The sequence below is a fragment of the Pseudomonas sp. LBUM920 genome (assembly GCF_003852315.1).
GTDB lineage: Bacteria > Pseudomonadota > Gammaproteobacteria > Pseudomonadales > Pseudomonadaceae > Aquipseudomonas.
Genome location: NZ_CP027762.1, coordinates 124,865 through 137,599, shown reverse-complemented (window position 1 = coordinate 137,599; position 12,735 = coordinate 124,865). Strand labels below are relative to the sequence as shown.

The 12,735-nt window shown below is 58.2% G+C and carries 8 protein-coding genes and 2 rRNA genes; 7 read left to right on the top strand and 3 right to left on the bottom strand.

Annotated elements, in window-relative coordinates; genetic code table 11:
- Positions 1–347: 347 nt before the first annotated feature.
- The 4 genes from C4J83_RS00660 to C4J83_RS00645 are packed head-to-tail and all read left to right on the top strand — an operon-like array spanning position 348 to position 5,900.
- On the top strand, positions 348–1,106 hold the full coding sequence (locus C4J83_RS00660; RefSeq protein WP_124416116.1) for a DUF3050 domain-containing protein: 759 nt from the start codon (positions 348–350) through the stop codon (positions 1,104–1,106).
- Positions 1,103–2,050: a diiron oxygenase gene (locus C4J83_RS00655; protein ID WP_124416115.1), complete on the top strand. Its 948-nt coding sequence runs from the start codon at positions 1,103–1,105 to the stop codon at positions 2,048–2,050. The genes C4J83_RS00660 and C4J83_RS00655 overlap by 4 nt, the downstream gene beginning before the upstream one ends.
- Entirely contained in the window at positions 2,047–5,424 is a 3,378-nt protein-coding gene (locus C4J83_RS00650; protein ID WP_124416114.1) for an amino acid adenylation domain-containing protein, read from the top strand. Before C4J83_RS00655 ends, C4J83_RS00650 begins: the two co-directional genes overlap by 4 nt.
- A gap of 17 nt (positions 5,425–5,441) precedes the next feature.
- Positions 5,442–5,900, top strand: coding sequence for an SRPBCC family protein (locus tag C4J83_RS00645; protein WP_124416113.1), 459 nt, complete (start codon positions 5,442–5,444; stop codon positions 5,898–5,900).
- Positions 5,901–5,939: 39 nt separating this feature from the next.
- On the opposite strand, the gene C4J83_RS00640 is transcribed toward C4J83_RS00645, so the two are convergent.
- A complete protein-coding gene (locus C4J83_RS00640; protein ID WP_106580714.1) occupies positions 5,940–7,820 on the bottom strand; it encodes a methyl-accepting chemotaxis protein in 1,881 nt (626 codons plus the stop codon).
- A gap of 279 nt (positions 7,821–8,099) precedes the next feature.
- Here C4J83_RS00640 and C4J83_RS00635 point away from each other — a divergent pair, with 279 nt between their 5' ends.
- The 3 genes from C4J83_RS00635 to C4J83_RS00625 all read left to right on the top strand — a co-directional run bounded on the left by C4J83_RS00635 (position 8,100) and on the right by C4J83_RS00625 (position 12,195).
- Positions 8,100–8,615, top strand: a complete 516-nt coding sequence (locus C4J83_RS00635) for a sigma-70 family RNA polymerase sigma factor (RefSeq protein ID WP_119738374.1) — start codon at positions 8,100–8,102, stop codon at positions 8,613–8,615.
- A 5-nt stretch (positions 8,616–8,620) separates the two neighbouring features.
- Entirely contained in the window at positions 8,621–9,595 is a 975-nt protein-coding gene (locus C4J83_RS00630) for a FecR domain-containing protein (protein WP_124416112.1), read from the top strand.
- A 104-nt stretch (positions 9,596–9,699) separates the two neighbouring features.
- Positions 9,700–12,195, top strand: a complete 2,496-nt coding sequence (locus tag C4J83_RS00625) for a TonB-dependent siderophore receptor (RefSeq protein WP_124416111.1) — start codon at positions 9,700–9,702, stop codon at positions 12,193–12,195.
- A 173-nt stretch (positions 12,196–12,368) separates the two neighbouring features.
- On the opposite strand, the gene rrf (C4J83_RS00620) is transcribed toward C4J83_RS00625, so the two are convergent.
- A 5S ribosomal RNA gene (gene rrf / locus C4J83_RS00620) occupies positions 12,369–12,484 on the bottom strand.
- A 109-nt stretch (positions 12,485–12,593) separates the two neighbouring features.
- A 5S ribosomal RNA gene (rrf, locus tag C4J83_RS00615) occupies positions 12,594–12,709 on the bottom strand.
- Positions 12,710–12,735: the final 26 nt, after the last annotated feature.

The window sequence follows — 12,735 nt, the reverse complement described above, 5'->3', positions numbered from 1 at the left end:
GTTGTAGATCCTTATACGGTGAAGGCCCCTTTCTGTGCGGAAGGGCCCCCACGGTATACATCGCATATTTATTGATGCCTGGCTAACTTAAAGAAACGTCCCACTTCGATTCAAGCAAGTTACTTACAACACACTGTATCTCGAAAAAATATCTAATACTTTCATCATCTCGCTCAACCGTTTAATCAGCTTACTATCGCGACCTAATACAACAACCATTTTATTTTGCTGCGCAGCTTAGTCTCGTTCTCGCTGCGCGCGGGGCCTGGCTATGCGCCACGCCAGCACGTCCAATTGTAAATACCATCCTGTTTTCAGAGCAGCGCAATAACTTATAGGCATCAACCATGCATCAACACTTACTTGAACAAAAGAAACTGCAGCTGTGCCGCCATCCGTTATTTAAAGAAATAACTTCACTGACCAAGTTACAGCGTTTCATGCAACACCATGTATTTGCCGTTTGGGATTTTATGAGCCTGACCAAACGCTTGCAGCAGGACCTGAGCGGCACGCAGTTACCCTGGCTGCCGCCCCTCGACCCGCAAGCGACGCGCCTCATCAATGAAATCGTGCTCGGCGAAGAGTCCGATGAACATCCCGCACAGGGCCATTGCAGCCACTTCGACCTGTACCTGCAAGCGATGGCCGAAGTAGGCGCTGACACCCGCGTCGTCCGGCGCTTCATTGAGCTGCAGCGTCAAGGGACCGAAGCCAGCACAGCCTTGCATCAGGTCGATGCGCCGCCAGGCGTAGCCCGCTTTGTCGAAAGCACGTTGCAGATCGCCTTGAACGCGCCCACCCATGGCGTAGCGTCCGCCTTCCTGCATGGACGCGAGAGTGTCATTCCCTCCATGTTCGCGTGCATTCTACGCGGCGATGTATTCAAGGGCCGCCAGGCGCCGACCTTCTGCTACTACTTGAACCGTCACATCGAACTGGACACGCAAGGGCACGGGCGCGCCGCAGAGGCGCTACTCCAGCGCCTGATCGGTACAGACCCGACTCGCCAACGCCAGGCCGATGAGATAGCTCTGGGCGCGGTGCACAGCCGCCTCCGCTTCTGGGACGACGTGCGCGCCTCGCTGCAAGAGACGCAGCCATGAACGCCGCCGACTATCGCTCCTTCGCCGACGACTGGGAACGCCGTGCAACCCTGCGCACACGTCCGCGGCGCATGCTGGAAAACGACGACAGACTCATCTACCCCGCGAGCCGCCAGCCCCTGGTGCTGAGCGCGACCTTCCTTGAGCATTGCTCGCAGTGGCGCGACTTCGTGCTGGTGCAAAGCTTCTACAAATTCCTCAATGACGTGGTGATCTTCGAAACCGAGATCGTCGACAAGACCGCTCGCAGCATTGCCAAGAATCGCTTCTCGCTGTCCTTCCCCCTCGCCTGTCGCTACGACGCAATGACTGTCGTGGTCGATGAGGATTACCACGCGCTGGTCGCGCTGGATTTCCTGCAACAAACCGTGAACATGACGGGCCTGCAACCGCTCGACTTGCCCGGCCAAATCGAGCTGAGCCATGCCTTGCCCGCCGCGCAGGCATTGGCACCGCCGCACCTGCGTGACGCCGTGGAGTTGATTGGCGTGGCCATCGCCGAGAACACCATCACCCATGACGTCGCGGCGTTTGCCAAGGATGACAGCGTCAAACCGTCCATACGCGGCTTGATGGCCGACCACTTGTTCGATGAAGGTCGCCATGCACAGTTCTGGACCCACCTGGTGCGTATCTACTGGCAGTCGGCAAACCCGGCCGACCGCGACAGCATCGCGGCCACCCTGCCGGCCTTCTTGACGCATTACCTGACCAACGACCTGCAGAAAGCTTTCGATCTGCAGTTGATCGAACACCTGGACGTCAGCGCCGACGTTCGCCGTGCGCTACAAGACGAAGTCGCAGCGCTGCACTTTCCCATCACCCGCCAGCACCCGCTGCTTGGCAATATCATGGGTTTTCTGCACCACAGCGGTGTGCTGAACACCCCGAGCGTCGCCCTGGCCCTGAGCACCTATTTACCCGAATCGGGGAGGCAGCCATGAGGCGCTTGAACATGGGATGGAGCGGCACCAGCAAAGCCTTGGAAGCGATCAGGCAAACGCTGGAGCAAAACGGACACGTCACAGTGACGGAGTCCCTCGACGTCATGATTGAAGACGGCAGCCAACCGCTGCGCGTGCCTGCCGATAATACCCAGCGGATCAGCCTGCGACTGGGCATTGGCCCGGTGTCTGAACATGGGCTTCCTGCGGTGCAATTGCGCTGCTATGACCAAACCCGCCGCGTACTGGCGATATGCGACATCACCGAAGAACCCAGCGGCAACGGCGAGCGATTGCGCCGCCATGCGACGAGTGCGCTGGTGGAATGGGTAGCCTCGCTGGTCAGTCAATTCTCGCGAGACCCTACGTTTTTTTCGGCGACAATCGTCGCTAATGCCTGGCCTGAGCAAGGCCTTCATGGGCTTGAAGGATTGGCGTTCCTGCATCGATTCAACCGTACTTCGCAGCCGGCACTGTTACAGGCTGCACAGGTGCCAATGATCGAGCGGCTACAGGCCAGTCTTCATTCCTTTGCTGAACGACCGGCGCTGAACATCGCGGGCAGCGTGCTGACCTACCGTCAATTACTGCATCGCGCCGTGTCGATCCAGCAAAGCCTGAGTCCCCTGCTGCTGCACGCGCAGACGCCAGCGGTGATCGGCGTGTGCGTGGAAAAATCCGTTGATCTGTATGCCAGCATTCTGGCGGTGCTGGGTTGCGGCGCGGTGTACCTGCCACTGGCACCCGATCATCCGCCGCAACGCCAGCGCGCCATGCTGCAAAGCAGCAACGCCAGGGTGTTGGTGGTAGAGGGTCAGCACCCTTTGCGCGACAATTTCGTTACCCTGAATGTCAGCACTGTCGACCTGACCTGTGCCGACATCACACGCCCGCTGATGCAGCATCGTCCCAGCAGCGAGGCACCCTGCGTGGCGCTTTTCACCTCAGGCACCACCGGCCAACCGAAAGGCGTGTTGCTCAGCCAACGCAACCTTGCGCATTTCACCGCCTGGCTAGGCGCCTGTATGTCGTTGGACGAGCACAGCCGCGTGCTGCAGTTTTCGCCGCTGAGTTTTGACTCATCGCTGATCGACATCTTCCCCGCCCTGATAGCCGGCGCCGAGTTGGTCGTCCCGAGCGAGGGCCAACGGCACGATCCTCAGCAACTGGTCGAGCTGATTCGCCAACAGGGCATCAGCCACGCGTTTCTGCCGCCGGCGCTGCTGAGCATTCTGCCGCTGGATCAGCCCTTGGGTTTGACTCACTTGATGACCGGCGGTGATGCCTGCGAGCCGCATGTGATCGAGTGCCTGGCGAGCCAATGCCACCTGCACAATTTCTACGGCCCTACCGAGACGACGGTACTGGTCACCCACCGAACGTTCCAGCCCGGTGACAGCACACGCAATCTTGGGCGCCCCATTGCCAACAGCCAGGTGCTGATCCTCGACGACGACCTGCACCCGGTGGATGAACAGGTGATGGGCGATCTATATATCGTCGGCCCTGGCCTGGGCCTTGGGTATGTGAGCGCGCCGCAGGGGGTCGACAGCCCGTTTGTTGAGCTGACACAGCCGGACGGCCGATCAGTGAGGGCATACCGCAGTGGCGACCGGGCGAAATGGACGGCCGACGGTATCGAACTGGGCGGTCGGCGGGATGATCAGGTGAAGATCCGCGGCTTTCGGGTCGAGCCCCAGGAGATTGAACAATGCCTGCGCAGCAGTCGGCTGTTTCGCCAAGTGGCTGTGCTGATTGATCCTGACCGCAGGATCCTGAGCTTTGCCGCCCAACCTGAACCAGGCGCCAGCATGGCAGGCCTCAAGCACCATGCGCGGCAATGGCTGGCGACCTACATGCAGCCCGAGGTGTGGACAGAATTACCCACTCTGCCACGCACTCACCACGGCAAGATCGACCGTCAGGCCTTGCTGGCGATACCGAAACACGCCACTCCCCGCAACGACTGCAATGCCGCACAAACGCCTCTGCAAATGCGGCTGGTGGCGCTGTGGAGCGAGTTGTTGGCGGTGCCGGATGGCGACATTTCCATCGACGATGGGTTTTTCAACCTGGGCGGCCATTCCATTCTGCTGTCTACCCTGCTGCTGCGTCTGCGCAAAGCGTTTGGCCGCAGCCTTTCACTGAGCAGTTTCTTTGAAGCCCCGACAATTCGTACGCTCTGCGTACTGATGGAAGACGGGGCACTGCCGCATGCACCGTCAGGCCAGGTGGAAAAGGATGCGTCGCAAACGCTGAATATAGAAACGCTGCATGAGGACCGCGCTGGCGATCCGCGCAAGGTGATTGTCACGGGCGCCAACAGTTTTGTCGGCGTGCACCTGGTCGAAGCCTTGTTGGCTGGCGGTGCCCAGGAGGTGGCATGCCTGGTGCGTGAACAGCCGGGGCAGTCGGCGATGACGCGGTTTACCCAGGCATTGCGCGAGTACCGGCTGCAACATCTGGACCTGAGCCGGGTGCAGGTATACGCCGCCGATATGGGCTTGCCCCGGCTGGGCTTGGCTAGCGATGTTTATGAGCACCTCGCCCGAAACCACGGGGTCTTGGTGCACAACGCCGCGCGGGTCAATCATGTGATGGATTACGCCTCACTGGCCCAGGACAACGTCGAACCGATACGTGAGTGCCTGCGCCTGTGTGAAACCCACTGCAAGAAAGTCTTCAATTTCATCTCGACCCTGTCGGCCTGCAGCAGTGTCGACGCCCAGGGAAACATCCTCGAAACGGCGGCTGCAACCACGTTGCCGCTCTACCTCAAGAATGGCTACAACCTCTCCAAGTGGGTCGCCGAACGCTTGCTGCGGCGTGCAGTCGAGCAAGGCGCATGGGTGAACATCTATCGCCCGGGAAACATCTCTTTCAATAGCCGCAACGGCGTCTGCAAGCCGCACAACAACCGCCTGATGATGATGCTCAAGGGTTCGTTGCAACTGGGCCTGGCGCCCCGCCTGCAGGTGAACTTCGACCTGATGCCGGTGGACTTCTTTGCCCGTTTTGTTGCGTTTCACTGCGGCCGCTTCGTTGCAAGCCGAAACGTATTCAACCTGCACAACCCACAGCCTTTGAGCTGGGATCACTACCTTGATGCATTCAGTCAGGCGGGCCACTGCTTCGAGCGAGTGAGCGTGGCGCAGTGGCAGACCGAGCTGCGAACGGTAGGCCCCGATAACGCGCTGTTTGGCGTGTTGGGCTTCTACCTGGATAACCTCGCAGAAGACATCAGCGACATCACGATGATTTGTCACGAGAACGCACGCCAAGGTGTGGAGGCGATGGGCGAGCAGTACCCGTACAAAGACCCGGCGCTGTTGCGCAGAGGCTGCGACCACCTCAAGGCCATCGGCTTTCTCTGACCGTTCAGGACATTTCCATGAATCTGCTGCAACCCGATACATTAATTCGCAACCCGAACGGCACACCGGTGGTGGCGTCTGTTGACGTCGTGTGCGAGGCCGCTGATCTGTGGCGAGTGGTGGGCAATTTTGCAGGCTTTGATGCCTTCGTTCCGGCTCTCTCGCACATCGAAATGACGGGCACAGGCATAGGCGCCTTGCGCACCAAACATTTCCACGATGGCCATTGCGTCGTAGAGCAACTCAACAGCCGCGACGACGACGCCATGTACATGACCTGGACCACACTCTACAACACCTTGGGCGTCGCCCGGCTGTGGGCTGCCATGCAGGTGGAAGCGCTTGGCACAGGATGTTCGCGGGCAACCTGGACGCTCATGGGTGAGCCAGTCGATACCACCCACGCGGCGTTTGAACAGTTTGTGCAGACCTTCGCCGACACGGCCCTGGAGAATGTACGCCAGATGTTCAGCTGATCAGCAGGAGCGAGACGCCTCGCTCCTGCATGAGCCCGGTCAGATTTTGAAGCTGTCGACCAGTTGCTTCAGGCGGCTCGCTTGCTGAGACAGCGCATCGCAGTCCTTCAGCGTTTCGTTGAGGTTGGCCACACCCTGCTGATTCAGCAGGTTGATCTGGTTGATGTCGACATTGAGGGTTTCAACCACAGCGGTCTGCTCCTCGGTAGCCGCCGCGACCGACTGGTTCATGCCATCGATCTCGACGATTCGCTGCGTCACGCTGACCAGGCGCTCGCCGGCCTGGTTGGCCACTTCAACGCTCTCCTCGCTGGAGGTCTGACTGGCGTTCATGGTGGTCACGGCCTCACGCGAGCCCACTTGCAGCGACGTGATCATCTTATGGATCTCTTCGGCGGACTCCTGGGTACGGTGAGCGAGGTTACGCACTTCATCGGCAACCACGGCAAACCCACGCCCGGCTTCCCCGGCACGCGCGGCCTCGATCGCGGCATTGAGCGCCAACAAGTTGGTTTGCTGGGAGATGCCTTTGATCACATCAAGGATGTGGCCAATGTTGTCGGTGCTGGCGTTCAGGGTTTCGATCTGAGTGCAGGACAGGCTGATCTTCTGCGACAGTTCCGACATCGCCAGGATGGTTTTCTCCACCACCTTGCGCCCGTCGTCTGCTTGTTCACTGGCACCACTGGCGTGCTGCGAAGCATCAGCTGCGTTACGCGCGATTTCCTGGGTAGCGGCACCCAGCTCGTTGATCGCCGCGGCCACGCTGTTGGTGCGCGCGCTTTGCTCGTCCGAGCCGATGATCGAGGCGTTGGACGACGCCATCACGCGTTGGGACAGGTCATGCACTTGACGCGTTGCCGAAGACACCTCGGAAATAGAGGCGTGGATACGCTCGACGAACTGGTTGAAAGCGCTGCCCACCTCGCCAAACTCGTCCTTGCTGGTCACGTCCAGGCGGCGAGTCAAATCGCCCTCACCCTGGGCAATGTCCTGCATGGCCACACCCATGGTGGTCAGCGGGCGCAGCAGTACTTGGATCAACAGGCTCAATAACACGGCAATGGCGACGACGGCAATCAACATGGCGATCAATGCCGAAGTACGGAACTTGCCAAGTGGCGCGTAGGCTTTGTCTTTGTCGATCGACAGACCGATGTACCAATCTGCACCGGGCAAACCGCTGATTGGCGTGAACGAAAGAATGCGGTCCTGGCCATTGAGAACAACGTCCTGGCTGACCTTTTCGATACGCAGGTTGGTACCTGGGTAGATGTCCTTGAGGTTTTTCATCACCTGGTCCTGGTCAGGACTGACGATGACCTGGCCATCGGCGCTGACCAGGAACGCATGGCCGATCCCACCGAAGTCTACCGAGTTGATGATCTTCACCAGGGTTTGCAGGCTCAGGTCACCGCCGACCACACCCAACAGCTCACCGTTCTTTTTGACGGGCAGAGCAATGGTTACGATCTGCCCGCCGACTGCGGCCATGTAAGGCGGAGTCAGCATGGTTTTATCGGCAGCCACTGCCTGCTTGTACCAAGGGCGCTGACGCGGGTCGTAATCGTCAGGCATCTTCGCATCAGGACGCTGGGTGAACACCCCGTTGGTTTGCCCGACGTAGGTGAACTGGAAGTTCGAGGTGAACGCTGGCTGATCAACCAAGCCAGGAAGATCGGCCTGGCTGCCCTGATGGGCAACGTTTTGCGCCAGGCTTTCGAGTACCAGAATGCGGCCACTGAGCCAGTTCTGCACACTGCTGGCCGTGAGTTCGCCTGATTGCTGGATAGACGACTCCAGGTTTTGCTTGATAGTGCTGCGCTGCAGGTAGTCGTTGTAAAGCGTGAATAACGCGAACGCGAGAACCACGACGCCTGATGCGGCCAGCAGAATTTTATGACTGAACTTAAGATTCATTTCATCGACTTCTTTTGCCAAAGGGGGATGAGCGTGCCGAGTGGAACATTCCATGTAACGGGATAGGCGGACTCTGCGACCGCTCTATTTCGGTGCACGCATGGCTCGTCAGGCTTTCGGCCAGGCCAGGATAAATCTTAGAAATTTGTGAGAAGCATCCTGATTTTGAGTAGGAAACCGACCGACGGTAGATCGGTAGGCGTCGGCGTTGCAAAATTTTTCAGCCTCCCAGACAATGCGACTAATTATCATTTGTGACGTTTGGCCGAGCCTGTGTGAATGCCGACTACTGAGTACATCCCTTGTGAACGTGTTGTGCAGACGCTTTACAGCACCCATCACAGCTGGCTCAACCGGTGGCTGCGCAGCCGCCTGGGCAATGCGGCGGATGCAGCGGACCTGGCTCAGGACACGTTCGTGCGCTTGCTGCAAAAAACCGAACGCCTGGAACTCAAAGCCCCTCGTGCCTTTCTGCGAAGCATTGCCAGCGGCCTGGTGATTGATCATTGGCGGCGTGAAGACATCCAGCGCGCCTACCTCGAGTCCATCGCCCATCTCCCTGAGGCGTTGGTCCCCAGCGCAGAAACGCGGATATTGGTGCTGGAACTGCTGGAGGAAATCGCCCGCCTACTGGACGGATTGAAGCCGAAAGTACGTAAGGCGTTTCTACTGGCTCAGTGTGATGGGTTGGCGCACAAGCAGATCGCGCTGCAGATGGGGGTGTCGTTGCGAACAGTGGAGCGGTATGTCGCGCAGGCGCTGTATCACTGTTACGTACTGCGTTATGGGGCGTGACTACGATGGATAATGCCGCGCGCTCCGGACCAGATCCTCAGGTGGTCAAGCAGGCCATCGCTTGGGCACTGCGCCTGCGTAATAACCGGGCCAACGTGCGCTTGCATGCACAATGTGTGCGCTGGCGCGAAGCGCATGACGACCATGAATTGGCCTGGCAGCGGGTACAGGCACTGCAGCAGGAATTGAGCAGTCAGATGGCTGCGATCCCCGGCGCGCGCGTCGCCTTGGAAAACGTTTCGCAAGGCGTGGGCCGGCGGCAGGCACTGAAGATGTTGTCTGGCGTCATGTTGGTGGGCTCCGCAGCCTGGTTAAGCCGCGACCTCACCGGCTGGCAGCGCTGGACGTCCGACCTTGCGACCGCCACCGGTGAACGGCGCAGCGTGCAATTGCCGGATGGCGCTCGTTTGCAACTCAACACCGACAGCGCCGTGGACCTGGACTTCAACGCGCAGCAGCGTCTGATCACCCTGGTTCGCGGGGAAATCCTGGTGACGTGCGGCGCGCCTTCTTCGGCGCCACTGCTGGTTCAAACTCGGCACGGCTTGTTCGAAGGTATCGACGGGCGCTTTGCCGTGCGCCAAGACAGCGATTGCACCCGCTTGAGTGTGGTCAGTGGCAACGTGGCCATTCACTCACCACACTCGGCAGACGGACTGTCGACTCAAGTCCACGCAGGAGAGAGCTACCTCGTACATCACACACATGCCACTCTGGCACCGCCGCTGGATATGGACATGGGCGCCTGGGTCGATGGGCTGATCGTGACACGGAACATGCGCCTGGCTGCCTTCCTGTCGGAGGTGGGGCGCTATCGCCCTGGTTATCTGGGTTGTTCGGCAGAAGCCAGCGACTTGCGGTTGTCAGGGGTTTTTCGGCTGGAGAACACGGATAAATTGTTGGCGATCGTTGCACAGACGCTGCCTGTTGAAGTGCGCTACCGCACGCGTTGGTGGGTAAGCCTGGAACGTTCAGCCTGATTTTTCATGTTTTATATGAAGTTTTTTGGCGGTTTTTTTCCGTGAGACCGGCTTAGACAGTAAGCCCTTCAATCAGCCCTCACCGGCCTCCACGGATCTTGATCATGACAGCGCGTTTTCCCGGCAACTCACCGTGCTCTTCCTACCCCCTTTTGGCTAAATCCATCCGTGCGGCATTGCTGTCAACCGCGATGGGCATGGGCGCGGTTCCCATCGCCGGCATGGCTGCGCAAGCAAACATCGAGCAGGTTAACCAGCGCTACGACCTGCCTGCCGGCGCCCTGGGCGAGGTGCTCAATCAATTCGCCCGTCAGGCAGGCATTACCCTCTCCAGCACGCCTGGGCAAACCCAAGGCCGGCAATCAGCCGGGCTGCATGGCGAGTATTCAGCCGAGCAGGGGTTAAATCATCTGCTCACCGGCTCTGGCTTGCAGGCGGTATCGCAAGAGGGTGTCAGCTTTGTACTGGAGACCCAGACGCAGAGCAGCACCTTGACGCTGCCCACCACGGATATCAAAGGCTTCGCCCTGGGTAATGCCTTAGGCAGCATGGAAGGCTACAACGCGACGCATAGCCAAATCGCAACCAAGACCAGCGCCGCATTGCTGGAGACGTCGCAAACCGTTTCCGTGGTGACGCGCGAGCAGATGGACGACCAAGGCTCCCAAACCGTCGCACAAGCCCTGCGTTACACCCCTGGTGTACTGACCAACCCCTATGGCGCGACCCATCGTTATGACTACGTGGCAATGCGCGGTTTTAATGATGGTTCTGTGGACAACATCTACCTTGATGGTTTGAAGTCCATGGGGGATAGCGGCACCTATAGCACCATGCAGGTTGATCCGTATTTTCTCGAGCGCGTGGACATTCTGAAGGGGCCTTCCTCTGTCCTCTATGGACGCAGCTCGCCCGGCGGCCTGGTCGCGCTGACCAGCAAGAAGCCATTGCTGGAGCCCTACCATCAGGTTCAAGCAACTGCAGGCAGTCACGGTCAGCAGGGCATGGGTTTTGACTTCAGTGGACCCGTGGATGACGACAAGCGCATCGCCTATCGGCTTACCGGTTTAGCGGACAAGTCTGATACGCAGTTCGACCACGCCAAAGAAAAGCGCTTAGCCTTGGCGCCGACACTCAACATCGACTTTACCGAAGACACCTCGCTGACACTCCAGGCGTACCTGCAGCATGATCCTGATGGCGGCTATCACGGCGGTATGCCGGCAGACGGCGCATTGCATCAGCGTAATGGCCAGCGCATCTCCAGCCACTTCTTCGAAGGTGAACCTGGAGTAGATGGCTACAAACGTGATCAGCAGTCGTTCGGTTATCAGTTCGAGCATCGATTCAACGACGTGTTTACTGCGCGACAGAACTTGCGCTATCTCGACTCCAAGGTGCAATTGGATCAGGTGTACGCCTATGGCTGGACCACACCGACCAGTAACGAGTTGAATCGCTATTATTCGGGAGGTGATGAGAAGCTGCATGCGTTCATCATCGACAACATGCTGCAGGCGGAATTTTTTACCGGTACCACTCACCATACCGTGCTGATGGGGGCTGATTATCAGCGACGTAAAACGGTGGTGGACTGGACGAGCGGGTCACTGCAGCCAATCAACGCATTCAACCCGGTCTATGGCAACACTGCTATCAGCAATGCCAGCCTGACCAGCTATCTGCGTCGCCTTGAGCAAACTGGCGTTTATCTACAAGACCTTATCGAGATGGATAAATGGCGGTTCTCTCTAGGGCTGCGTCAGGACTGGGTAGAGACGTCCGACGAGAACCGTATCGCTGAAGCGGGTCGACCGCTGGGCACGGAAATTTCTGACAAACGTACCAAACTGACTGGGCGAGCCGGTGCGCTGTATCTGTTTGATAACGGCTTGGCACCCTATGTCAGCTATTCAGAGTCGTTCAACCCGAACTCCTATTCAGACAACGCCGGCAACCCGCTGGCACCCACCAATGGAACGCAATGGGAAGCGGGCTTGAAGTATCAGCCGCCGGGGACGGATAACCTGTTTACAGCTTCCTGGTTTCGCATTGACCAGGAGAACCTGGCGACAAAGCTTCCTCAAGAAAACTTCTATCGCGCAGTAGGTGCGGTTCGCTCGCAGGGACTGGAGTTGGAAGCACATATGCAACTGACCGATAACCTGAAGATCTTGGGCAGCTATACCTTTACCGATATTAAATATTCAAAATCGATGGTCAGTACGCTGAGCTCAGCCGACAACTTGATTGAGAACAAAGGCAACTCCCCCACGCAGGCACCTCGCCATATGGCATCGGTGTGGGCGGACTACACGTTTGATAGCGGCGCCTTTGACGGCTTGCGACTTGGCGGCGGGGCTCGGTACGTCGGCTACAGCTGGGCAGACGCGGAGAACACAATGAAGGTACCCGCCTACACCTTATTCGACGCATCCTTAGGGTATGACTTGGGCAAGATCGGACTCAAAGGCGTAGATGTACGGTTGAACGCGAACAACCTGACCAATGAGACCTATGTAGCGTCCTGTGCCAGCCTGAACTTCTGCTATTTGGGCGAAGAGCGTAATGTCAGTGCGACGGTAAGCTATCAATTCTGATCTGTTAGCGTTTCTGACAAGCCAGTGTCTGCTTTCAGGCACTGGCTTTTTTGTGGGCAGGGTGCAGGGGGATCTGATGTGGCCGGCTCGGGAGGATTTCTCTCAGTCGGCAACAGTCCTCCAAAACGACAAAACCCCTGTCTGCGTTAGCAGACAGGGGTTTCGGAATTTAATCTTGACGATGACCTACTCTCACATGGGGAAACCCCACACTACCATCGGCGATGCATCGTTTCACTGCTGAGTTCGGGATGGGATCAGGTGGTTCCAATGCTCTATGGTCGTCAAGAAATTCTGTGTACCAGTGCGTTGCGCTTGCAACGTGCCGGTGAAATTCATGGACTTCTACATAAACAAAACCCCTGTTTGCGTTAGCAAACAGGGGCTTTGGAATTTAATCTTGACGATGACCTACTCTCACATGGGGAAACCCCACACTACCATCGGCGATGCATCGTTTCACTGCTGAGTTCGGGATGGGATCAGGTGGTTCCAATGCTCTATGGTCGTCAAGAAATTCGGGTACTGAGTCGTGACCAT

Coding starts and splice junctions, on each gene's coding strand:
- C4J83_RS00650 (WP_124416114.1), top strand. CDS start 2,047: ATGAGGCGCTTGAACATGGGATGGAGCGGCACCAGCAAAGCCTTGGAA.
- C4J83_RS00660 (WP_124416116.1), top strand. CDS start 348: ATGCATCAACACTTACTTGAACAAAAGAAACTGCAGCTGTGCCGCCAT.
- C4J83_RS00635 (WP_119738374.1), top strand. CDS start 8,100: ATGCCGACTACTGAGTACATCCCTTGTGAACGTGTTGTGCAGACGCTT.
- C4J83_RS00640 (WP_106580714.1), bottom strand. CDS start 7,820: ATGAATCTTAAGTTCAGTCATAAAATTCTGCTGGCCGCATCAGGCGTC.
- C4J83_RS00655 (WP_124416115.1), top strand. CDS start 1,103: ATGAACGCCGCCGACTATCGCTCCTTCGCCGACGACTGGGAACGCCGT.
- C4J83_RS00625 (WP_124416111.1), top strand. CDS start 9,700: ATGACAGCGCGTTTTCCCGGCAACTCACCGTGCTCTTCCTACCCCCTT.
- C4J83_RS00645 (WP_124416113.1), top strand. CDS start 5,442: ATGAATCTGCTGCAACCCGATACATTAATTCGCAACCCGAACGGCACA.
- C4J83_RS00630 (WP_124416112.1), top strand. CDS start 8,621: ATGGATAATGCCGCGCGCTCCGGACCAGATCCTCAGGTGGTCAAGCAG.